The organism is Streptomyces sp. Ag109_O5-1, from assembly GCF_003814875.1.
Lineage (GTDB): Bacteria > Actinomycetota > Actinomycetes > Streptomycetales > Streptomycetaceae > Streptomyces > Streptomyces sasae.
In genome coordinates, this window is record NZ_RKQF01000001.1 from 9,486,382 (window position 1) to 9,508,865 (window position 22,484).

Here is a 22,484-nt window from a genome sequence, read left to right on the forward strand (position 1 = left end):
TCAACCCCCACCGGCCGGTAGCCGAAAAACGGCCTGGGTCGTGAGGGGCGCGGGGAACTGCGCGACCAGCCCCCACCAACCGGTAGCCGAAAGACGGCCCGTCTTCCCAGGGGCGCGGGGAGCTGCGCAGACCCCCCACCCACCCGCACCCGAAAACGGCGCCCCACCACCCCACTCGGCCCTCCCCAACCGGCACAAATCGCCCACGCCTCCTACGCTCGTGTCATGTCCGAGGTGTATGCCGCCCGCCGAACCCGCCTGAGGGACCGCTGCCAGGCCAGCGGCAGCGCCTCCGCGCTGATCTCACGCCCCGCCAACGTGAGATACCTCGCCGGTGCCGCTCCGACCGGCTCCGTCCTGCTGCTGGGCAAACGCGAGGACCTCCTCGTATGCCCCGGCCCCCAGGACGACCGCCCCGCCGAGGCCCGCTGCGACGAGTCCCTTCGGCAGCACCTTCTGGAAGGACCCGGCGGTGACCCCGCAGTGGCCGCCGCCGACCTCGCCGCCGCCCAGGACGCCGACGCGCTCGCCGTCGAGGAGCACCACCTCACCGTGGCCCGGCACCGCGCCCTCTCCTCGGTCGCTCCCTGCCTCCGCCTCACCGACCTGGGCTCGGCCGTCGAGCAGCTCAGAGTGGTGAAGGACGAGGAGGAGATCTCCTGCCTCCGCATCGGCGCCGAGATCGCCGACCAGGCCCTCGGCGAGCTGCTGGAGTCGATCCTCGTGGGCCGCACCGAACGGCACCTCGCCCTGGAGCTGGAGCGCCGTCTGGTCGATCACGGCGCCGACGGCCCGGCCTTCCCCACCTCCGTGGCCACCGGCCCGAACTCCGGCCGCCGCGGCCACCGCCCCACCGACCGGCGTGTCGAGGAGGGCGACTTCCTCTCCGTCTGCCTGGGTGCCACCTACCGCGGCTACCGCTGCGAGATCGGCCGTACCTTCGTCATCGGCACCACGCCCGCCGACTGGCAGATCGAGCTGTACGACCTGGTCTTCGCCGCCCAGCGGGCCGGCCGGGAGAGCCTCGTGCCGGGCGCCGCCTACCGGGACGTGGACCGCGCGGCCCGCCAGGTGCTGGACTCCGCGGGCCACTCCGAGGGCCTGCAGCACCTCACCGGACACGGTGTCGGACTCGAAATCGACGAGGACCCGCAGCTCGCCCCCTCGGCCATGGGTAAACTGGACGCTTGCGTGCCGGTCACCGTCGAACCGGGGGTCCACCTCCCGGGCCGGGGCGGAGTCCGGATCGATGACACGCTCGTCGTACGCCCTGAGGCGGACGGCGGACCCGAGCTACTCACCATCACGACCAAGGAGCTGCTCGCACTATAGGGAATGTGCGTGCCCCGGGGTCGTCCACGTCAGTCCAGGAGATTCCGCAACCGTGGCTTCCACGAACGACCTCAAGAACGGCCTGGTGCTCAAGCTCGAAGGCGGCCAGCTCTGGTCCGTCGTCGAGTTCCAGCACGTCAAGCCCGGCAAGGGCCCGGCATTCGTGCGCACCAAGCTCAAGAACGTGCTGTCCGGCAAGGTGGTCGACAAGACCTTCAACGCCGGCGTCAAGGTCGAGACGGCCACTGTCGACAAGCGCGACATGCAGTTCTCGTACATGGACGGCGAGTACTTCGTCTTCATGGACATGGACACGTACGACCAGCTGCACATCGACCGGAAGACCGTCGGCGACGCCGCGAACTTCCTGATCGAGGGCTTCACGGCCGTCGTCGCCCAGCACGAGGGCGAAGTGCTCTTCGTCGAGCTTCCGGCCGCCGTCGAGCTCACCATCCAGGAGACCGAGCCGGGTGTCCAGGGCGACCGCTCCACCGGCGGCACCAAGCCCGCGACGCTGGAGACCGGTCACCAGATCCAGGTCCCGCTCTTCATCACCACCGGTGAGAAGATCAAGGTCGACACCCGCACGAGCGACTACCTCGGCCGGGTGAACAGCTAACCGTGGCTGCCCGCAACACGGCCCGCAAGCGCGCCTTCCAGATCCTCTTCGAGGGCGACCAGCGCGGGGCCGATGTCCTGACGGTCCTCGCGGACTGGATCCGGCTCTCCCGGGACGACACCCGGCAGCCGCCGGTGAGCGAGTACACGATGCAGCTGGTCGAGGGCTACGCCGTGCACGCGAAGCGGATCGACGAGCTCATCGCCCAGTACGCGGTCGGCTGGACGCTGGACCGGATGCCGGTCGTCGACCGCAACCTCCTGCGCCTCGGCGCGTACGAGCTGATCTGGGTCGACGAGACGCCGGACGCGGTCGTCCTCGACGAGATGGTGCAGCTCGCGAAGGAGTTCTCGACGGACGAGTCGCCCTCGTTCGTGAACGGGCTTCTCGGGCGTCTGAAGGAGCTGAAGCCGTCGCTGCGCCGCGAGGCGTAGCCGACGAAACGCCGGAAGGCCCGCAGCTGCTCGCTGCGGGCCTTCCGGCGTTTGTGCGCCCAAATGGGGTGGGCGGTGCGGTGGTCGGGCGGCTGACGGTCGCGTGTGGCTTGTCGCGCAGTTCCTCCCCCAGCCTTCGGCCGGGGGTACCCCCAGCGCCCCTAAGGGGTTGCACCCTGCGTCGCTCAAGACGTGAACGCTGAAAAAGCCGCCGGGGCAGCCGGAACCGTCGAGTTCCGGCCACCCCGGCGGCACGTTTCTGCTCAGGTGTGGTGCGGGTCAGGCGTCTTCGTGCGTGGCCACCGCGCGGCGCGCGTCCGCGTCCAGGACACCCCAGCTGATCAGCTGCTCGGTGAGGACCGAGGGGGACTGGTCGTAGATGACGGCCAGTGTGCGCAGGTCGTCCTGGCGGATCGACAGCACCTTGCCGTTGTAGTCACCGCGCTGGGACTGGATCGTCGCCGCGTAGCGCTGCAGCGGGCCCGCCTTCTCGGCCGGCACGGTCGCCAGCCGCTCCAGGTCCAGGACCAGCTTCGGCGGGGGCTCGGCGGCGCCGCCGGGGGTGGTGCCCGGCAGCAGCTCCTGCACCGGCACACCGTAGAAATCCGCCAACTCGGCAAGGCGCTGCACGGTCACGGCACGGTCGCCGCGCTCGTACGAACCGACCACCACGGCCTTCCAGCGCCCCTGGGACTTCTCCTCGACACCGTGGAGGGAAAGGCCCTGCTGGGTGCGGATGGCCCGGAGCTTGGCCCCGAGCTGTTTGGCGTATTCGCTGGACATATAGCTCCCCGGACACTGTGTCGACGCGGCCGGCCTTGGTTCCCGCCGCGCGGCTGGTAACTCACTGTGAGGTTACGCAGCGTTACTCTCTCGCGTCAAGCCGAATGGTCCGCACCGACTCTTCCGTGGTAGCGATGGCCGGTTAGCCCGGGGGGGTGATCAGGGGCATCTTCGGCACCTGCTACCGTTGATGGCGCAAATCCGACGTCCTTTAAGGTCCGTCCCGTGAGGCGGAGAAGGGGGTCCGTTTCGTATGGACAAGCAGGAAAAGCTCGAGACCCAGGCCCAGGGTTCCGATGCGCGGCCCGTTCTCGAAGGCCCCGACATCGCGCGGGTGCTGACCCGCATCGCCCACGAGATCGTCGAGCGTGCCAAGGGCGCCGACGACGTGGTGCTCCTCGGCATCCCGACCCGCGGCGTCTTCCTCGCCCAGCGGCTCGCCGCCAAGCTGGAGCAGATCACCGACCGCAAGGTTCCCGTCGGTTCGCTCGACATCACCATGTACCGAGACGACCTGCGCATGCACCCGCCGCGCGCGCTGGCCCGCACCGAGATCCCCGGTGACGGCATCGACGGCAGGCTGGTCGTCCTCGTCGACGACGTGCTGTTCTCCGGCCGCACCATCCGCGCCGCCCTCGACGCCCTGAACGACATCGGGCGCCCGCGCGCGGTCCAGCTCGCGGTCCTCGTCGACCGCGGCCACCGCGAACTGCCCATCCGCGCCGACTACGTCGGCAAGAACCTCCCCACGTCGCTGCGGGAGACGGTCAAGGTCCTGCTCGCCGAGGAGGACGGTCGCGACACCGTGCTGCTCGGCGCCAAGCCGACCCAGTAGCAGGCCGAGGGCGCGCGCCGGTCCGGCGCGCCCCTGGCTGCCCGGAATCTCCCCAAACGTGAACTGCCTTACGGAGCCTGACAGATGCAGCGTCATCTCATCTCGGCCGCCGACCTCACCCGCGACGACGCCGTACTGATCCTCGACACCGCCGAGGAGATGGCCCGGGTCGCCGACCGGCCGATCAAGAAGCTGCCGACCCTGCGCGGCCGCACCGTCGTCAACCTCTTCTTCGAGGACTCGACCCGAACCCGGATCTCCTTCGAGGCCGCCGAGAAGCGCCTCTCCGCCGACGTCATCAACTTCACCGCCAAGGGGTCCAGCGTCTCCAAGGGCGAGTCCCTGAAGGACACCGCCCAGACCCTGGAGGCGATGGGTGTCGACGCCGTCGTCATCCGGCACGGCGCCTCCGGAGCCCCCTACCGCCTCGCCACCTCCGGCTGGATCGACGCGGCCGTCATCAACGCCGGCGACGGCACCCACCAGCACCCCACCCAGGCCCTCCTCGACGCCTTCACCATGCGCCGCCGCCTCGTCGGCCGGGACGCCGGGATAGGGCAGGACCTGGCCGGCAAGCGCATCACGATCGTCGGCGACGTCCTGCACAGCCGGGTCGCCCGCTCCAACGTCGACCTGCTGCACACCCTCGGCGCCGAGGTCACCCTGGTCGCCCCGCCCACCCTGGTGCCGGTCGGCGTCGAGCGGTGGCCCTGCGAGGTGTCGTACGACCTGGACGCCGTACTCCCCAAGTCCGACGCGGTGATGATGCTCCGCGTGCAGCGCGAGCGTATGAACGCCGCGTTCTTCCCGACCGAGCGCGAGTACTCGCGGCGCTACGGCCTCGACGGCGACCGCATGGCGAAGATGCCCGAGCACGCCATCGTGATGCACCCCGGCCCGATGGTCCGCGGCATGGAGATCACCGCCGAGGTCGCCGACTCCGAGCGCTGCACCGTGGTCGAGCAGGTCGCAAACGGAGTCTCCATCCGGATGGCCGTCCTGTACCTCCTGCTCGGCGGCAACGAACCCGCCGTCAGTCACGCCCGCACCACCGAGGAGAAGTAAGACCCATGAGCAAGATCCTGATCCGTGGTGCGAAGGTGCTCGGCGGCGAGCCGCAGGACGTACTGATCGACGGCGAGGTCATCGAGGCGGTCGGCACCGGGCTGTCCGCCGACGGTGCCGAGGTCGTCGAGGCCACCGGCAAGGTGCTGCTGCCGGGCCTGGTCGACCTGCACACGCATCTGCGCGAGCCCGGCCGCGAGGACTCCGAGACGGTCCTGACCGGCACCCGCGCGGCCGCGAGCGGCGGCTACACGGCCGTGTTCGCCATGGCCAACACCTTCCCGGTCGCCGACACCGCCGGCGTGGTCGAGCAGGTCTACCGGCTCGGCCGGGAGCACGGCTACTGCGACGTCCAGCCCATCGGCGCCGTCACCGTCGGTTTGGAGGGCAAGAAGCTCGCCGAGCTGGGCGCCATGCACGAGTCGGCCGCCGGGGTCACCGTCTTCTCCGACGACGGCAAGTGCGTCGACGACGCCGTGATCATGCGCCGTGCCCTGGAGTACGTGAAGGCCTTCGGCGGGGTCGTCGCCCAGCACGCCCAGGAGCCGCGGCTGACCGAGGGCGCCCAGATGAACGAGGGCGGCGTCTCGGCCGAGCTGGGGCTGGGCGGCTGGCCGGCCGTCGCCGAGGAGTCGGTCATCGCGCGGGACGTCCTGCTCGCCGAGCACGTCGGCTCCCGCGTCCACATCTGTCACCTGTCGACCGCCGGCTCGGTCGAGATCGTGCGCTGGGCCAAGTCCCGGGGCATCGACGTCACCGCCGAGGTCACCCCGCACCACCTGCTCCTCACCGACGAGCTGGTGCGGTCGTACAACCCGGTCTACAAGGTCAACCCGCCGCTGCGCACCGAGCGCGATGTGCTCGCGCTGCGCGAAGCCCTGGCCGACGGCACGATCGACATCGTGGCCACCGACCACGCCCCGCACCCGCACGAGGACAAGGACTGCGAGTGGGCCGCGGCCGCCATGGGGATGGTGGGCCTGGAGACCGCGCTGTCGGTGGTGCAGGAGACCATGGTGGACACGGGCCTGCTGACCTGGGCCGGTGTCGCCGACCGGATGTCCGTCAAGCCCGCGCGGATCGGACAGGCCACCGGCCACGGCCGCCCCGTCTCGGCTGGTGAGCCCGCCAACCTCACCCTGGTCGACACGGAATACCGTGGCCTGGTGGACCCCGCGGGCTTCGCCTCGCGCAGCCGCAACACCCCGTACGAGGGGCGCGAGCTGCCGGGCCGTGTCACCCACACGTGGCTGCGGGGCAAGGCGACGCTCGCGGACGGGAAGCTCACGTGACACCTCTGATCCTGCTGGCCGACGACAAGAAGTCGGCCGCGGTCACCGACTGGTCCGCCCGCATCGGCTGGCTGGTCGGCCTGGCCCTCTTCGTCGCGCTCGTCTACTGGCTGATGCGCGAGGGCTGGAAATGGCGCGGCACCCTTCAGGGCGACCTGCCGGAGCTGCCCAGCGCGCCGGACGACCTCGGTGACGTGAGACTGACGATGAGCGGCCGCTACCACGGCTCCACCACCGCCGGGCAGTGGCTGGACCGCATCGTGGCCCGCGGCCTCGGCTCCCGCAGCCGGGTCGAGCTCACCCTGACCGACGCGGGCCTGGAGGTCGTACGCCCCGGGGCGACCGACTTCTTCATCCCCGCCGTCGCGCTCCGCGAGGCCCTGCTGGGCAAGGGCATCGCGGGCAAGGTCCTCACCGAGGGCGGACTGCTCCTGGTGACCTGGCAGCTCGGCGACAAGCTGATCGACTCCGGATTCCGCTCGGACCACGCGGCCGAGCACACCGAGTGGGTCGACACCATCAACTCCATGATCAAGACAAACAACACGGAAGGCGCCGAACGATGACGACCTCCACAAGGGGAGCCGGCAAGGTTCCCGCGGTACTCGTCCTGGAGGACGGCCGGATCTTCCGCGGCCGCGCCTACGGGGCCGTGGGGGAGACCTTCGGCGAGGCCGTGTTCTCCACCGGTATGACCGGCTACCAGGAGACCCTGACCGACCCCTCGTACGACCGCCAGATCGTGGTCGCCACCGCCCCGCAGATCGGCAACACGGGCTGGAACGACGAGGACGACGAGTCCAGCCGCATCTGGGTCTCCGGCTACGTCGTGCGCGACCCCGCGCGCGTGCCCTCCAACTGGCGCGCCAAGCGTTCGCTGGACGCGGAACTGGTGGCGCAGGGCGTGGTCGGCATCTCCGGGATCGACACCCGCGCCCTCACCCGCCACCTGCGCGAGCGCGGTTCGATGCGCGCCGGCGTCTTCTCCGGCGAGGCGATCGCCACCGACGCCGAGCTCGTCGCGCGCGTGCAGGCCCAGCCGCACATGAAGGGCGCCTCGCTGTACGAGGAGGTCGCCACCAAGGAGGCGTACGTCGTCCCGGCCGTCGGGCAGAAGCGATTCACCGTCGCCGCCATCGACCTCGGCATCAAGGGCATGACCCCTCAGCGGATGGCCGAGCGCGGCATCGAGGTGCACGTCCTGCCCGCGACCGCCACCGAGGACGACGTGTACGCCGTCGGCCCCGACGGTGTGTTCTTCTCCAACGGCCCCGGCGACCCGGCCACGGCCGACGGACCGGTGGCCCTGATGACCGCCGTCCTGGCGCGGAAGACCCCGCTGTTCGGCATCTGCTTCGGCAACCAGATCCTCGGCCGCGCGCTCGGCTTCGGCACCTACAAGCTGAAGTACGGCCACCGGGGCATCAACCAGCCGGTCCAGGACCGTACGACCGGCAAGGTCGAGGTCACCGCGCACAACCACGGATTCGCCGTGGACGCGCCGCTCGACAAGGTCAGCGACACGAAGTTCGGCCGCGCCGAGGTCTCGCACGTCTGCCTGAACGACGACGTCGTGGAGGGGCTGCAACTGCTCGACCAGCCGGCCTTCTCCGTCCAGTACCACCCCGAAGCGGCAGCGGGCCCGCACGACGCCGCCTACCTGTTCGACCGCTTCGTTTCCCTGATGGAGGGCCAGCGTGCCTAAGCGCACCGATATCCAGTCCGTCCTGGTCATCGGCTCCGGCCCGATCGTCATCGGCCAGGCCGCCGAGTTCGACTACTCCGGCACCCAGGCCTGCCGCGTCCTGCGCGCCGAGGGCCTCAGGGTCATCCTCGTCAACTCCAACCCGGCGACGATCATGACCGACCCGGAGATCGCCGACGCGACGTATGTCGAGCCGATCACGCCCGAGTTCGTCGAGAAGATCATCGCCAAGGAGCGCCCCGACGCCCTGCTGCCCACCCTGGGCGGCCAGACGGCCCTGAACACCGCGATCTCGCTGGACGAGAACGGTGTCCTGGCCAAGTACGGCGTCGAGCTGATCGGCGCCAATGTCGAGGCCATCAACAAGGGCGAGGACCGCGACCTGTTCAAGGAGGTCGTGGAGGCCGTCCGCGCCAAGATCGGGTACGGCGAGTCCGCCCGCTCGGTCATCTGCCACACCATGGACGAGGTCATCGCGGGCGTCGAGGAACTCGGCGGCGGCTACCCGGTCGTCGTCCGCCCGTCCTTCACCATGGGCGGTGCCGGTTCCGGCTTCGCGCACGACGAGGAGGAGCTGCGCCGCATCGCCGGCCAGGGCCTGACCCTCTCGCCGACCACCGAGGTGCTCCTGGAGGAGTCCATCCTCGGCTGGAAGGAGTACGAGCTGGAGCTGATGCGCGACAAGCACGACAACGTCGTGGTCGTCTGCTCCATCGAGAACTTCGACCCCATGGGCGTGCACACCGGCGACTCGATCACCGTCGCGCCCGCGATGACGCTGACCGACCGCGAGTACCAGATCCTCCGCGACATCGGCATCGCCGTGATCCGCGAGGTCGGCGTCGACACCGGCGGCTGCAACATCCAGTTCGCGGTCAACCCCGAGGACGGTCGCGTGATCGTCATCGAGATGAACCCGCGTGTGTCGCGGTCCTCCGCGCTGGCCTCCAAGGCGACCGGCTTCCCGATCGCGAAGATCGCCGCCAAGCTGGCCGTCGGCTACACCCTCGACGAGATCCCCAACGACATCACGCAGGAGACCCCGGCCTCCTTCGAGCCCACGCTCGACTATGTGGTCGTCAAGGCTCCGCGCTTCGCGTTCGAGAAGTTCCCGTCCGCCGACTCCACGCTGACCACCACCATGAAGTCGGTCGGCGAGGCCATGGCCATCGGCCGCAACTTCCCCGAGGCCTTCCAGAAGGCGCTGCGCTCGCTGGAGAAGAAGGGCAGCCAGTTCACCTTCGTCGGCGAGCCCGGCGACAAGGACGAGCTGCTGCGCGAGTCGGTACGGCCCACCGACGGCCGGATCAACACCGTCATGCAGGCCATCCGCGCGGGCGCCACCCCCGAGGAGGTCTTCGAGTTCACGAAGATCGACCCGTGGTTCGTCGACCAGCTCTTCCTGATCAAGGAGCTCGCGGACGAACTCGCGGCCGCCGACCGCCTGGACGCCGGCCTGCTCGCCGAGGCCAAGCGGCACGGCTTCTCCGACCAGCAGATCGCCGAGATCCGCGGGCTGCGCGAGGACGTCGTCCGCGAGGTCCGGCACGCGCTGGGGGTCCGCCCGATCTACAAGACGGTCGACACCTGCGCCGCCGAGTTCGCCGCGAAGACGCCGTACTTCTACTCCTCCTACGACGAGGAGACCGAGGTCGCGCCGCGCGAGAAGCCGGCCGTCATCATCCTGGGCTCCGGCCCCAACCGCATCGGCCAGGGCATCGAGTTCGACTACTCGTGCGTGCACGCGTCCTTCGCCCTGTCCGACGCCGGGTACGAGACCGTGATGGTCAACTGCAACCCGGAGACCGTCTCCACCGACTACGACACCTCCGACCGGCTGTACTTCGAGCCGCTCACGCTGGAGGACGTGCTGGAGATCGTCCACGCCGAGCAGCAGGCCGGTCCGGTCGCCGGTGTGATCGTGCAGCTGGGCGGCCAGACCCCGCTGGGGCTGTCGCAGGCGCTCAAGGACAACGGCGTGCCGATCGTCGGCACGTCCCCGGAGGCGATCCACGCGGCCGAGGACCGGGGCGCCTTCGGGCGGGTGCTCGCCGAGGCGGGCCTGCCGGCCCCCAAGCACGGCACCGCGACCACCTTCGCCGAGGCCAAGGCCATCGCCGACGAGATCGGCTACCCGGTCCTCGTCCGGCCCTCGTACGTGCTCGGCGGCCGCGGCATGGAGATCGTCTACGACGAGACCCGCCTCGCCTCCTACATCGCCGAGTCGACCGAGATCAGCCCCTCCCGGCCGGTCCTCGTCGACCGGTTCCTGGACGACGCGATCGAGATCGACGTCGACGCCCTCTACGACGGCGAGGAGTTGTACCTCGGCGGCGTCATGGAGCACATCGAGGAGGCCGGCATCCACTCCGGTGACTCGGCGTGCGCCCTGCCCCCGATCACCCTGGGCGGCTTCGACATCAAGCGCCTGCGCGCCTCCACCGAGGCCATCGCCAAGGGCGTCGGCGTCCGCGGCCTGATCAACATCCAGTTCGCGATGGCCGGGGACATCCTCTACGTCCTCGAAGCCAACCCGCGTGCCTCCCGCACGGTCCCCTTCACCTCGAAGGCGACCGCGGTGCCGCTGGCCAAGGCCGCGGCCCGGATCTCGCTGGGCGCGACCGTCGCCGAACTGCGCGCCGAGGGGCTGCTGCCGGCCCGGGGCGACGGCGGTGAGCTGCCGTTCGACGCGCCGATCTCCGTCAAGGAAGCGGTCATGCCGTGGTCGCGGTTCCGCGACATCCACGGCCGGGGCGTCGACACGGTCCTCGGCCCGGAGATGCGCTCCACCGGTGAGGTCATGGGCATCGACTCCGTCTTCGGCACGGCGTACGCCAAGTCGCAGGCCGGAGCGTACGGGCCGCTGCCGACCAAGGGCCGCGCGTTCATCTCCGTCGCCAACCGCGACAAGCGCTCGATGATCTTCCCGGCGCGGGAGCTGGTCGCCCACGGCTTCGAACTGCTCGCCACGTCCGGCACGGCCGAGGTGCTCAAGCGCAACGGCATCAACGCGACCGTTGTCCGAAAGCAGTCGGAGGGCGTCGGTCCCGAGGGCGAGAAGACGATCGTCCAGCTGATCCACGACGGCGAGGTGGACCTCATCGTCAACACCCCGTACGGCACGGGGGGTCGCCTGGACGGGTACGAGATCCGGACCGCCGCGGTGGCCCGGTCGGTGCCGTGTCTGACGACCGTGCAGGCGCTGGCGGCGGCTGTGCAGGGGATCGATGCGCTGAACCACGGGGATGTCGGGGTGCGGTCGCTCCAGGAGCATGCCGAGCGATTGACCGCCGCGAGGGACTAAAGGTCGTGGTGAGGCTGCGGGCCGGTTGCGGCTGGTCGCGCAGTTCCCCGCGCCCCTGACGGGGTGCGTTGCCCAGCTGTCTATGAAGGGGGGGCACCGGTGACGGTGTCCCCCTCCGCATGAGGACTCCATGTACAAGATCTTCTTCAATCTCGTGTTCAAGCGGATGGATCCGGAACAGGCCCATCACCTGGCCTTCCGGTGGATCCGGCTCGCCGTGCGGATCCCCGTGCTGCGCACCTTCGTCGCCGCCGCGCTCGCGCCGCGCTACAAGGAACTGCGCACCGAGGCCTTCGGGCTGCGGATGCACGGGCCCTTCGGGCTCGCCGCCGGCTTCGACAAGAACGCCGTCGCGATCGACGGGATGTCGATGCTCGGGTTCGACCATGTAGAGATCGGCACGGTGACCGGGGAGGCCCAGCCCGGTAATCCCAAGAAGCGGCTGTTCCGGCTCGTCGCCGACCGGGCGCTGATCAACCGCATGGGCTTCAACAACGACGGTTCGCTGGCCGTCGCCGCCCGGCTCGCGACCCGGGAGCCCGTCTTCAGGACGGTCGTGGGCGTCAACATCGGCAAGACCAAGGTCGTACCGGAGGCCGAGGCCGTCGGTGACTACGTGAAGTCGGCCGAGCGGCTCGCGCCGTACGCGGACTACCTCGTCGTGAACGTGTCGTCCCCGAACACGCCGGGCCTGCGCAACCTCCAGGCGGTGGACCACCTGCGTCCGCTCCTGACGGGTGTCCGCGAGGCCGCCGACCGCGTGGTGGCGCACCGGCGGGTGCCGCTCCTGGTGAAGATCGCGCCGGACCTCGCCGACGAGGACGTGGACGCCGTCGCCGACCTGGCCGTGGAGCTGGGTCTGGACGGGATCATCGCGACCAACACCACCATCGCGCGGGAGGGGCTGGGGCTGCGGTCCGATCCCGGCCTGGTGAAGGAGAGCGGAGGTCTCTCCGGGGCGCCGCTCAAGGCGCGCTCCCTGGAGGTGCTGCGGCGGCTGTACGCGCGCGTGGGCGACCGGATCACCCTGGTGGGCGTCGGCGGCATCGAGAACGCCGAGGACGCCTGGCAGCGCATCCTGGCCGGTGCCACGCTGGTGCAGGGCTACAGCGCGTTCATCTACGAGGGGCCGTTCTACGCTCGCGACCTCCACAAGGGCCTCGCGGCGCGCCTGCGCACCAGCCCGTACGCCACCCTCGCCGACGCGGTCGGCGCCGATGTGAGGACGACCGTATGAGCCCGTTGGAGCCCTTCGGTGCGCGGCTGCGCCGTGCCATGGACGAGCGCGGTCCGCTGTGCGTGGGCATCGATCCGCACGCCTCGCTGCTCTCGGAGTGGGGTCTGAACGACGACGTGGCGGGCCTGGAGCGGTTCAGCCGTACCGTCGTGGAGGCGGTGGCCGACCGGGTCGCGGTCATGAAGCCGCAGAGCGCGTTCTTCGAGCGGTTCGGCTCGCGCGGGGTCGCCGTCCTGGAGCGGGTGGTGCAGGAGGCGCGGGCCGCCGGGACCCTGGTCGTCATGGACGCCAAGCGCGGCGACATCGGCTCCACCATGGCCGGGTACGCGGAGGCCTTCCTCGCCAAGGACGCCCCGCTGTTCTCGGACGCCCTGACGGTCTCGCCGTACCTCGGCTACGGCTCGCTCAGCCCGGCCGTGGCGCTGGCCCGGGAGAGCGGGGCCGGCCTGTTCGTGCTGGCGCTCACCTCGAACCCGGAGGGCCCCGAGGTGCAGCACGCGGTGCGCGGCGACGGGCGTACGGTCGGCGCGACCATGCTGGCGCACCTCGCCGCCGAGAACGAGGGGGAGGAGCCGCTGGGCTCCTTCGGCGCCGTCGTCGGCGCCACGGTCGGCGACCTGTCGTCGTACGACCTCGACATCAACGGTCCGCTCCTCGCGCCTGGCGTCGGTGCGCAGGGGGCGACGGCCGCAGACCTTCCCGCGGTCTTCGGGACGGCGGTGCGCAACGTGATTCCAAACGTGAGCCGAGGTGTTTTGCGTCACGGTCCCGATGTCGGGGCACTCAGGGCGGCCGCGGACCGGTTCGCGGGCGAGATCCGGGACGTCCTCGCAGGTGGATGAGTCCTCCGATGAGTGCTCCCGCGAGCGTTCCGTCGACGGCTTGAGTGTGAATACATCCTCAAATCCCGGGCAGTATGTCTGAAATGTCCGGCCTGACAGAGGCTGACCAGGACTTTTCCGCTGTTCTCGCTGACTCCGGCGGACTTGCCCGCTAGTCTCCGAGCAGAGTCAACGGGCAAGCGTGTTGCTCGTAGCTCCCCTGGTGTGGGGCGACTAGGTTCCTCACCGGTCCGTATCCGACAGTTCGACATCCGAGGTGACGTAGGCGTGGCTCTTCCGCCCCTTACCCCTGAACAGCGCGCAGCCGCGCTCGAAAAGGCCGCCGCGGCTCGCCGGGAGCGGGCCGAGGTCAAGAATCGACTGAAGCACTCCGGCGCCTCTCTCCACGAGGTCATCAAGCAGGGCCAGGAAAACGACGTCATCGGCAAGATGAAGGTCTCCGCCCTGCTCGAGTCCCTGCCGGGCGTGGGCAAGGTCCGCGCCAAGCAGATCATGGAGCGACTCGGGATCTCCGAGAGCCGCCGCGTGCGTGGCCTCGGTTCCAACCAGATCGCCTCCCTGGAGCGCGAGTTCGGCAGCACCGGCTCCTGATCACCGGGCCGCCCGGGACGGCCGTCCCGGGCAACCTGCGATTGCTGGAATAATCGCTGCATGGCTGCAACATTCCGGGGGACGACCCCCGAGCCCCCGGACGTACGTCCGCGGCTGACCGTGCTCTCCGGCCCCTCCGGGGTCGGCAAGAGCACGGTCGTCGCCCATATGCGCAAGGAACACCCCGAGGTCTGGCTCTCGGTGTCGGCGACCACCCGAAAGCCCCGCCCCGGCGAGCGGCACGGAGTCCACTACTTCTTCGTCTCCGACGAGGAGATGGACAAGCTGATCGCCAACGGCGAGCTCCTGGAGTGGGCCGAATTCGCCGGCAACCGCTACGGCACCCCGCGTGCGGCCGTGCTGGAGCATCTCGAATCCGGCGTCCCGGTCCTCCTGGAGATCGACCTCCAAGGCGCCCGGCAGGTCCGCGAGACCATGCCGGACGGCCGGCTGGTGTTCCTGGCCCCGCCCTCCTGGGAGGAGCTGGTGCGCAGGCTCACCGGACGCGGCACCGAGGCGCCCGAGGTCATCGAGCGCCGTCTGGACGCGGCCAAGATCGAACTCGCGGCCGAGCCGGAGTTCGACGAAACCCTGGTCAACACCTCCGTCGAGGACGTGGCGCGCGAGCTGCTAGCCTTGATGGACGTTGTGTGATCGTTGCTGATCATTCAGACTGAATCTTTCCCATCCATCGGAAGGCAGAGCGTGTCCTCTTCCATCACCGCGCCCGAGGGCATCATCAACCCTCCGATCGACGAGCTTCTCGAGGCCACCGACTCGAAGTACAGCCTGGTGATCTACGCGGCCAAGCGCGCCCGTCAGATCAACGCGTACTACTCGCAGCTCGGCGAGGGCCTCCTCGAGTACGTCGGTCCGCTCGTCGACACCCACGTCCACGAGAAGCCGCTCTCCATCGCCCTGCGCGAGATCAACGCGGGTCTGCTGACCTCCGAGGCCATCGAAGGCCCGGCGCAGTAGTACTTTCATTTTGCAGTTGCTTTATCCACAGGCCCGGCGCACGACTGCCGGGCCTGTGGTGTGTCATGGAGCCGTGGACGCAACGAGTGGAGGACCGGTGAGCAAGCCGAAGGTCGTGCTGGGGGTCAGCGGTGGCATCGCCGCCTACAAGGCCTGTGAGCTGCTGAGAAGGTTCACGGAGTCCGGTCATGACGTCCGGGTCGTGCCCACCGCCTCCGCGCTGCACTTCGTCGGCGCCGCCACCTGGTCCGCCCTCTCCGGCAACCCCGTCTCCACCGAGGTCTGGGACCACGTCGAAGAGGTCCCGCACGTCCGTATCGGCCAGCACGCCGACCTGGTCGTGGTCGCCCCCGCCACCGCCGACATGCTCGCCAAGGCGGCCCACGGCCTCGCCGACGACCTGCTGACCAACACCCTCCTCACCGCCCGCTGTCCGGTCGTCTTCGCCCCCGCGATGCACACGGAGATGTGGGAGCACCCGGCCACCCAGGAGAACGTGGCCACGCTGCGCCGCCGCGGCGCCGTCGTGATCGAACCGGCGGTCGGCCGCCTCACCGGCGTCGACACCGGCAAGGGCCGGCTGCCCGACCCGGCGGAGATCTTCGAGGCCTGCCGCCGGGTGCTGGCCCGGGGCGTCACCGCACCCGACCTCACCGGCCGCCACGTCGTGATCTCCGCCGGCGGCACCCGCGAGCCCCTCGACCCCGTCCGCTTCCTCGGCAACCGCTCCTCCGGCAAGCAGGGCTACGCCCTCGCGCGCACGGCCGCCGCGCGGGGCGCCCGGGTGACGCTGGTCGCGGCGAACACCACCGGCCTGCCCGACCCGGCCGGTGTGGACATCGTCCCGGTCGGCACGGCCGTACAACTGCGCGAGGCCGTGCTGAAGGCGGCCGCCGACGCCGACGCCGTGGTGATGGCCGCCGCCGTCGCCGACTTCCGCCCCGCGGTCTATACGGCCGGGAAGATCAAGAAGAAGGACGACCAGGATCCCGAGCCGATCGTCCTGGTGCGGAATCCAGACATCCTCGCGGAGATATCGGCCGACCGGGCGCGGCCCGGACAGGTGATCGTCGGCTTCGCCGCCGAGACCGACGACGTCCTGGCCAACGGACGCACCAAGCTGACCCGCAAGGGCTGTGACCTGCTCGTGGTGAACGAGGTGGGGGAGCGCAAGACCTTCGGCTCGGAGGAGAACGAGGCCGTGGTGCTGGGCGCCGACGGCAGCGAGACGCCTGTGCCGCACGGGCCCAAGGAGGCCCTGGCCGACATAGTGTGGGACCTGGTCGCGGCCCGTTTGGGTTAACTTCTTTCAGCCATATGTCAACTTCTCCGGAGCCCACATTGCGGCCCGGTGGCTCTGGCCAAGGCCGCCGGCCATTGGGCAGAATGCGCGTGCCGCAGGTCACAGCACTTCCGAGTGTCGAGACACGTGGGCCGCGGCAGAGTGCGACCGATAAACTGTTCTCGGACGACGCCCGGGTTGCAGCCCCCGTCGTCCGCCAATGATCAGCCAGCAGCCGCTGCAACCCCAGGGAGCGTTGTGTCCCGTCGCCTGTTCACCTCGGAGTCCGTGACCGAGGGTCACCCCGACAAGATCGCTGACCAGATCAGCGACACCATTCTCGACGCGCTTCTGCGCGAGGACCCGACCTCCCGGGTCGCCGTCGAGACGCTGATCACCACCGGCCTGGTGCATGTGGCCGGCGAGGTCACGACCAAGACGTACGCGGACATCGCGACGCTGGTCCGCAACAAGATCCTCGAGATCGGCTACGACTCTTCGAAGAAGGGCTTCGACGGCGCCTCCTGCGGCGTCTCGGTCTCGATCGGCGCGCAGTCCCCCGACATCGCGCAGGGCGTCGACACGGCCTACGAGAACCGCGTCGAGGGCGACGAGGACGAGCTCGACAAGCAGGGCGCGGGCGACCAGGGCCTGATGTTCGGCTACGCGACCGACGAGACGCCCACCCTGATGCCGCTGCCGATCTTCCTGGCGCACCGCCTGTCGAAGCGGCTGTCCGAGGTCCGCAAGAACGGCACCATCCCCTACCTGCGCCCGGACGGCAAGACGCAGGTCACCATCGAGTACGACGGCGACAAGGCCGTCCGCCTCGACACGGTCGTGGTCTCCAGCCAGCACGCCTCGGACATCGACCTTGAGTCGCTGCTCGCCCCCGACATCCGCGAGTTCGTCGTGGAGCCGGAGCTGAAGGCCCTGCTGGACGAGGGCATCAAGCTCGACACCGAGGGCTACCGCCTCCTGGTCAACCCGACCGGCCGTTTCGAGATCGGCGGCCCGATGGGTGACGCGGGTCTGACCGGCCGCAAGATCATCATCGACACGTACGGCGGCATGGCCCGCCACGGCGGCGGTGCCTTCTCCGGCAAGGACCCGTCCAAGGTCGACCGCTCCGCCGCGTACGCCATGCGCTGGGTCGCCAAGAACGTGGTGGCCGCCGGTCTGGCGTCCCGCTGCGAGGTCCAGGTCGCGTACGCGATCGGCAAGGCCGAGCCCGTCGGTCTCTTCGTCGAGACCTTCGGCACCGCCAAGATCGACCACGAGAAGATCGAGAAGGCGATCGACGAGGTCTTCGACCTCCGCCCGGCCGCGATCATCCGTGACCTCGACCTGCTCCGCCCGATCTACTCCCAGACCGCCGCGTACGGCCACTTCGGCCGTGAGCTCCCCGACTTCACCTGGGAGCGCACGGACCGCGTGGAGGCCCTGCGCAACGCCGCGGGTCTCTGAGGCAGGCAAGCAGTAAGACGCACGTCGGCTCCCGTCACCACCGCTCGGTGGTGACGGGAGCCGACGTCGTTGTGTGGGGCGACGGATCGACCACCCCTGGGCCACGCGCGGCTGCTCCGTGTCGGCGTCCGCCGCGGTCGCCGTGAGCGGTGCGCCGGCCGCCCAGGCGCCCCGGATGCAGCGGGCGGCGACGATCGCGAGCAGGGATGCGGCGGAGAGGGTGTAGAGGCCGCCGTTGGTGCTGCCGGTCGTGTCCTTGAGGTACCCGAACAGGAACGGCGAGACGAAACCGTGCAGTTCCAGCAGCGCGCCGGTGACGGGCCCGGTGACGATACCGGCGGCGGCCGAACCGCCCAGGAAGATCGCGGTGGCCCGGCCCCGGCTGGAGTCGGGCAGCCACTGCGTGATGCAGAGCATGGCGCCCGGGAAGAAGCCCGCCTCGGCGACACCGAGGAGGATGGTCAATGACCTGAACCTATGGACATGTATGTGAACAGTGGGCGGCGGTGACAGAACGCCGTTCCGTGGCCCGGCCGTTGTCAGTGGCGTTTGGTAAAAATGCAAGCGTGAGCAGCGAGAACGGGCAGGGGAGCGACGGCGCCGGAGGGGCGCCGCCGGAGCAGCTCGCGCTCATCCGGGAGAGCGTGCGGGAGGCCAAGGCGCCCCGGGCCAAGCCGCGTACCTGGCGGGGGGCCGCGCTCGCTGAGCGGCTGCCGGTCGCGCGGGTGCTCGTGGACAAGGGCGTGCTGCATCTCGACCGGTATTTCGACTACGCCGTCCCGGCCGAGCTGGACGCCGACGCGCAGCCGGGAGTGCGGGTGCGGGTGCGGTTCGGTGCCGGGCGGCACCGGGTGCGGGACGGACGCCGGGAGGGCGGCGGGCTCATCGACGGGTTCCTGGTCGAGCGGCTCGCCGAGTCCGACTACCCGGGACCGCTGGCCGCACTGGCCCAGGTCGTGTCGCCCGAGCCCGTGCTGAGCGAGGAACTGCTGCGGCTCGCGCGGGCGGTCGCCGACCGGTACGCGGGAAGTCTCGCGGACGTGCTGCAACTGGCCGTGCCGCCGCGCAGCGCGCGGGCCGAGAAACGCCCGTCGCCCGAGCCGTTGCCGCCCCCGTCCGTGCCGGACGCCGGTTCCTGGGCGCGGTACGAGCGAGGGGCCGCGTTCATCGAGTCACTGGCCTCCGGCGGCGCGCCGCGCGCGGTGTGGAACGCGCTGCCGGGACCCGGGTGGAGCGAGGAACTCGCCCGGGCCGTCGCCGCCACGCTGGCCTCGGGACGCGGCGCGCTCGTCGTCGTACCCGACGGGCGGGCCGCCGCGCGGGTCGATGCCGCGCTGACCGGGGTTCTCGGAGCGGGGCGGCATGCGCTGCTCACCGCCGACGCCGGCCCCGAGAAGCGGTACGCGCAGTGGCTCGCCGTCAGCCGCGGGTCGGTGCGGGCGGTGGTGGGCACCCGGGCGGCCATGTTCGCGCCCGTACGGGACCTCGGACTCGTCGCCATCTGGGACGACGGCGACGACAGCCACAGCGAGCCGCACGCCCCGCAGCCGCACGCCCGGGACGTCCTGCTGCTGCGCGCCGCGCTGGACAAGTGCGGCTTCCTGCTGGGGAGCTGGAGCTGCACGGTGGAGGCCGCACAGCTCGTGGAGAACGGCTGGGCGCGCCCCCTGGTGGCAGGGCGGGAACAGGTGCGACAGGCCGCGCCCCTGGTGCGGACCGTGGGGGACGGCGACCTCGCGCGGGACGAGGCGGCACGGGCCGCGCGGTTGCCGACGCTCGCCTGGCAGGCCGTCCGGGAGGGGCTGCGGCACGGGCCGGTGCTGGTGCAGGTGCCCCGGCGCGGCTATGTGCCCCGGATGGCCTGCGACCGGTGCCGGGCACCCGCGCGCTGCCGGCACTGCGCCGGACCGCTGGAGGCACAGGACGCCGGGGTGCTGTGGTGCGGGTGGTGCGGACGCGAGGAGCGCGACTGGCACTGCCCCGAGTGCGGCGGCTTCCGGCTGCGCGCCCAGGTGGTCGGGGCCCGGCGGACCGCCGAGGAACTGGGGCGGGCCTTTCCCGCCGTGCCGGTACGGACCTCCGGGCGTGAGCATGTGCTGGACACCGTCCCCGGGGCGCCCGCACTGGTCGTGAGCACACCGGGCGCCGAACCGGTCGCCGAGGGCGGCTATGCGGCGGCCCTGCTGCTGGACGGCTGGGCCATGCTGGGGCGGCCGGATCTGCGCGCCGGTGAGGACGCGCTGCGCCGGTGGATCGCGGCGGGAGCGCTGGTGCGGCCGCAGGGGGACGGTGGGACCGTGGTCGTCGTCGCGGAGCCGACGCTGCGACCGGTGCAGGCGCTGGTGCGGTGGGACCCGGTGGGGCACGCGGTGCGCGAGCTGGGCGAGCGGGCCGAACTGGGCTTCCCGCCGGTGTCGCGGATGGCGGCGGTGTCGGGCCCGGCCGAGGCGCTGGCGGAGTTCCTCGGCGCGGCTGAACTGCCCTCGGACGCCGAGGTGTTGGGGCCGGTCCCGCTGCCCTTGGTGCGGGCCGGGGCACCCCGGCGGGTGGGTGCGCCGCCACCCGGGGAGCACTGGGAGCGGGCGCTGGTACGGGTGCCGCCGGGGAGCGGCGCCGCGCTCGCGACCGCGCTGAAGGCGGCTCAGGCCGCGCGGATGGCGCGGATGGCGCGGGGGAGCGGGGAGGCGGTGCGGGTGCGGGTCGACCCGCCCGACATCGGCTGACAGCGGGTGCGACCCGGTGCGGGGAAGGGAGACGGGTGCTTCTACGGCTGCCCTCCCGGATGCTTGCCGGGAGGGCGGAGGGCGGGCCGGTCGACCCTTCGACGGCCGTGGTGCGGATCGGCTGTTGCGGGGGACGTCTGTTGATGCGTACGTCAGCCGTTGGGTACGTCAGCCGTTGCGCGGGCCGGGGAAGGCTGTCGGCCTCGCCTCGTCGCGGAGGGTGGGGCTGCCCGCGGTCGGCTGGGTCGGCATGGAGCGGGCGGCCGGGACCGTCGGTACGGTGGGCAGGCCGGGGCCCACATTGATCGTGCGGGTGCCCGAGGGCTCCCCCGTCAGTTCGGCCTCGGTGGGCGCCGGCTGGGCCGCGGCGCGGCGGGCGCCGTAACGGCGGTGCACCGCCTGCTTGGTGACCCCGAGCGCGGAGCCGACCGCGTCCCACGAGAAGCCGAGTGAGCGGTCGAAGTCCACGGCGGCCGTGACCAGGGTTTCGACACTGTCCCGGAGTTCCTGGGCGAGTCGGACCGTCGGGGCGGGGGCGCGTCCGTAGACGACGAAGCCCGTGGACGGGCCCGAGCGGCGCGGGCGGTAGACGTTGCCCAACTGGGCCGTGAGCGTGCGCAGTGCGTCCACCTGGCGGCGGACCCGCTCGATGTCCCGCACCAACAAGTGCAGGCTGGCCCGGGCCTGGGCGTCGTGGGTTGCGTGGTCGGCCATGAACAAGCCTCTCGAACCGGCGTTGAAAGGAATGGGCCGCGCGTATGCGGCCCGTTGTGGTCAACTCTCTCTTGACCAACGCGTGGGCGCTCCGCTGGTCACGGTGTGGGGGCGTATGGGCATATGCGTACGCCGGGTGGCTCGCTGTGCACCACCCGATTCCTCTTCCACCCGCGCACCGCCCGTTCGCGGTTGACCGAGAGGTCGAGCGACCTGTGGGGGTTGGTTTTGGGATGCGGCATAGACTTGTGTGTTGCCCGTAAGTGACGCCGTCCGAGAGGCTCTCAGCCGCCCATGAAGCTTGTCTTCGCCGGTACCCCCGAAGTCGCCGTTCCTGCACTGGACGCTCTCATCGCCTCCGGGCGGCACGAGGTGGCGGCCGTGGTCACGCGGCCCGATGCACCGGCCGGGCGGGGGCGCAGGCTGGTCGCTTCTCCCGTGGCCGAGCGGGCGATGGAGGCCGGGATCGAGGTGCTGAGGCCGCTCAAGCCGCGGGACCCGGAGTTTCTGGAGCGGTTGGCCGCCATCGCTCCCGACTGCTGCCCGGTGGTGGCGTACGGGGCGCTCCTGCCGCGCGTCGCTCTCGACGTGCCGGCCCACGGCTGGGTCAATCTGCACTTCTCGCTGCTTCCCGCATGGCGGGGCGCCGCGCCCGTCCAGCACTCCATCATGGCGGGGGACGAGATCACCGGCGCCTCCACCTTCCTCATCGAGGAGGGGCTCGACTCCGGGCCCGTCTACGGGACCGTCACCGAGGAGATCCGGCCCACCGACACCAGCGGCGACCTGCTGACCCGGCTCGCCTTCGCCGGGTCCGGGCTGCTCGCCGCGACCATGGACGGGATCGAGGACGGCACGCTCAAGGCCGTACCGCAGCCCGCCGAGGGGATCACCCTCGCGCCGAAGATCACCGTCGAGGACGCCAAGGTCGAGTGGACGACGCCCGCGCTGCGTGTCGACCGGGTGGTGCGCGGCTGCACCCCCGCCCCCGGCGCCTGGACCGTCTTCCGCGGTGAGCGGCTCAAGCTGATCCACGTCACGCCGGTGCCCGAGCGGACCGAGCTCGCGCCGGCCCAGATCGCCGTCGGCAAGAACAGCGTGCACGTGGGGACGGGGTCGTACGCCGTCGAACTGCTCTGGGTGCAGGCCCAGGGCAAGAAGCCGATGCGGGCCGCCGACTGGGCGCGCGGCGTGCGCATCGCCGCCGGGGAGACCCTCGGCGCCTGAGCCCCCTTCTCAGCAGCGGCTTTCCGGCGTGCCCGGCGTACGCTGGAAGCCGCA

The 22,484-nt window shown here is 70.8% G+C and carries 21 protein-coding genes and 1 pseudogene; 19 read left to right on the top strand and 3 right to left on the bottom strand.

The genetic code is table 11. From position 1 onward, the window contains the following. Positions 1-225 precede the first annotated feature (225 nt). The 3 genes from EDD90_RS43245 to nusB are packed head-to-tail and all read left to right on the top strand — an operon-like array spanning position 226 to position 2,385. Positions 226-1,332 (top strand): aminopeptidase P family protein, encoded by a 1,107-nt coding sequence (locus tag EDD90_RS43245; protein ID WP_123978529.1) that lies wholly within the window; start codon positions 226-228, stop codon positions 1,330-1,332. Between the two features lie 52 nt (positions 1,333-1,384). Next, on the top strand, positions 1,385-1,951 hold the full coding sequence (gene efp, locus EDD90_RS43250) for an elongation factor P (protein WP_046726575.1): 567 nt from the start codon (positions 1,385-1,387) through the stop codon (positions 1,949-1,951). A 2-nt stretch (positions 1,952-1,953) separates the two neighbouring features. After that, positions 1,954-2,385 carry a transcription antitermination factor NusB gene (gene nusB / locus EDD90_RS43255; protein WP_123978530.1) on the top strand — a complete coding sequence of 144 codons (432 nt, stop codon included), beginning with the start codon at positions 1,954-1,956 and terminating at the stop codon, positions 2,383-2,385. A gap of 279 nt (positions 2,386-2,664) precedes the next feature. On the opposite strand, the gene bldD is transcribed toward nusB, so the two are convergent. Next, the gene (gene bldD, locus EDD90_RS43260; RefSeq protein ID WP_020938842.1) at positions 2,665-3,168 is read right to left on the bottom strand and encodes a transcriptional regulator BldD; all 504 of its coding nucleotides are present in this window, start codon (positions 3,166-3,168) and stop codon (positions 2,665-2,667) included. A gap of 253 nt (positions 3,169-3,421) precedes the next feature. Between bldD and pyrR the strand changes: the two genes are divergently transcribed. From pyrR to EDD90_RS55935, 14 genes are all read left to right on the top strand, one after another. After that, positions 3,422-4,003: a bifunctional pyr operon transcriptional regulator/uracil phosphoribosyltransferase PyrR gene (pyrR, locus tag EDD90_RS43265; protein WP_123978531.1), complete on the top strand. Its 582-nt coding sequence runs from the start codon at positions 3,422-3,424 to the stop codon at positions 4,001-4,003. A gap of 84 nt (positions 4,004-4,087) precedes the next feature. Beyond that, on the top strand, positions 4,088-5,068 hold the full coding sequence (locus EDD90_RS43270) for an aspartate carbamoyltransferase catalytic subunit (RefSeq protein ID WP_123978532.1): 981 nt from the start codon (positions 4,088-4,090) through the stop codon (positions 5,066-5,068). 5 nt (positions 5,069-5,073) lie between these two features. After that, positions 5,074-6,360, top strand: coding sequence for a dihydroorotase (locus tag EDD90_RS43275; protein ID WP_123978533.1), 1,287 nt, complete (start codon positions 5,074-5,076; stop codon positions 6,358-6,360). After that, positions 6,357-6,926, top strand: a complete 570-nt coding sequence (locus EDD90_RS43280) for a hypothetical protein (RefSeq protein ID WP_123978534.1) — start codon at positions 6,357-6,359, stop codon at positions 6,924-6,926. Before EDD90_RS43275 ends, EDD90_RS43280 begins: the two co-directional genes overlap by 4 nt. Beyond that, the gene (gene carA / locus EDD90_RS43285) at positions 6,923-8,065 is read left to right on the top strand and encodes a glutamine-hydrolyzing carbamoyl-phosphate synthase small subunit (protein ID WP_123978535.1); all 1,143 of its coding nucleotides are present in this window, start codon (positions 6,923-6,925) and stop codon (positions 8,063-8,065) included. The genes EDD90_RS43280 and carA overlap by 4 nt, the downstream gene beginning before the upstream one ends. Then, positions 8,058-11,369 carry a carbamoyl-phosphate synthase large subunit gene (gene carB, locus EDD90_RS43290; protein ID WP_123978536.1) on the top strand — a complete coding sequence of 1,104 codons (3,312 nt, stop codon included), beginning with the start codon at positions 8,058-8,060 and terminating at the stop codon, positions 11,367-11,369. Before carA ends, carB begins: the two co-directional genes overlap by 8 nt. Positions 11,370-11,499: 130 nt before the next feature. Beyond that, a complete protein-coding gene (locus tag EDD90_RS43295) occupies positions 11,500-12,606 on the top strand; it encodes a quinone-dependent dihydroorotate dehydrogenase (protein WP_123978537.1) in 1,107 nt (368 codons plus the stop codon). Beyond that, entirely contained in the window at positions 12,603-13,448 is an 846-nt protein-coding gene (gene pyrF / locus EDD90_RS43300; protein ID WP_185149428.1) for an orotidine-5'-phosphate decarboxylase, read from the top strand. Before EDD90_RS43295 ends, pyrF begins: the two co-directional genes overlap by 4 nt. A gap of 267 nt (positions 13,449-13,715) precedes the next feature. Continuing rightward, positions 13,716-14,039 (top strand): integration host factor, encoded by a 324-nt coding sequence (locus EDD90_RS43305; RefSeq protein WP_003977346.1) that lies wholly within the window; start codon positions 13,716-13,718, stop codon positions 14,037-14,039. Between the two features lie 60 nt (positions 14,040-14,099). Next, the gene (gene gmk / locus EDD90_RS43310; RefSeq protein WP_123978538.1) at positions 14,100-14,693 is read left to right on the top strand and encodes a guanylate kinase; all 594 of its coding nucleotides are present in this window, start codon (positions 14,100-14,102) and stop codon (positions 14,691-14,693) included. A 51-nt stretch (positions 14,694-14,744) separates the two neighbouring features. Then, on the top strand, positions 14,745-15,017 hold the full coding sequence (gene rpoZ / locus EDD90_RS43315) for a DNA-directed RNA polymerase subunit omega (protein WP_005319902.1): 273 nt from the start codon (positions 14,745-14,747) through the stop codon (positions 15,015-15,017). A gap of 97 nt (positions 15,018-15,114) precedes the next feature. Next, a complete protein-coding gene (coaBC, locus tag EDD90_RS43320) occupies positions 15,115-16,320 on the top strand; it encodes a bifunctional phosphopantothenoylcysteine decarboxylase/phosphopantothenate--cysteine ligase CoaBC (protein WP_123978539.1) in 1,206 nt (401 codons plus the stop codon). A gap of 237 nt (positions 16,321-16,557) precedes the next feature. Continuing rightward, positions 16,558-17,766, top strand: a complete 1,209-nt coding sequence (gene metK, locus EDD90_RS43325; protein ID WP_123978540.1) for a methionine adenosyltransferase — start codon at positions 16,558-16,560, stop codon at positions 17,764-17,766. Between the two features lie 73 nt (positions 17,767-17,839). After that, a complete protein-coding gene (locus tag EDD90_RS55935) occupies positions 17,840-17,992 on the top strand; it encodes a hypothetical protein (protein ID WP_185149429.1) in 153 nt (50 codons plus the stop codon). 53 nt (positions 17,993-18,045) lie between these two features. On the opposite strand, the pseudogene EDD90_RS59185 reads toward EDD90_RS55935, so the two are convergent. After that, positions 18,046-18,279, bottom strand: a pseudogene (locus EDD90_RS59185) (MFS transporter); the annotation flags it as partial. Between the two features lie 53 nt (positions 18,280-18,332). Between EDD90_RS59185 and EDD90_RS43335 the strand changes: the two are divergent. Continuing rightward, on the top strand, positions 18,333-20,489 hold the full coding sequence (locus tag EDD90_RS43335; protein WP_123978541.1) for a primosomal protein N': 2,157 nt from the start codon (positions 18,333-18,335) through the stop codon (positions 20,487-20,489). A gap of 168 nt (positions 20,490-20,657) precedes the next feature. Here EDD90_RS43335 and EDD90_RS43340 read toward each other — a convergent pair whose 3' ends face one another. Beyond that, positions 20,658-21,203: a hypothetical protein gene (locus EDD90_RS43340; RefSeq protein WP_123978542.1), complete on the bottom strand. Its 546-nt coding sequence runs from the start codon at positions 21,201-21,203 to the stop codon at positions 20,658-20,660. A gap of 294 nt (positions 21,204-21,497) precedes the next feature. On the opposite strand from EDD90_RS43340, the gene fmt reads away from it, so the two are divergent. Continuing rightward, positions 21,498-22,430, top strand: coding sequence for a methionyl-tRNA formyltransferase (gene fmt, locus EDD90_RS43345; protein ID WP_123978543.1), 933 nt, complete (start codon positions 21,498-21,500; stop codon positions 22,428-22,430). The last annotated feature ends 54 nt before the right edge of the window (positions 22,431-22,484 follow it).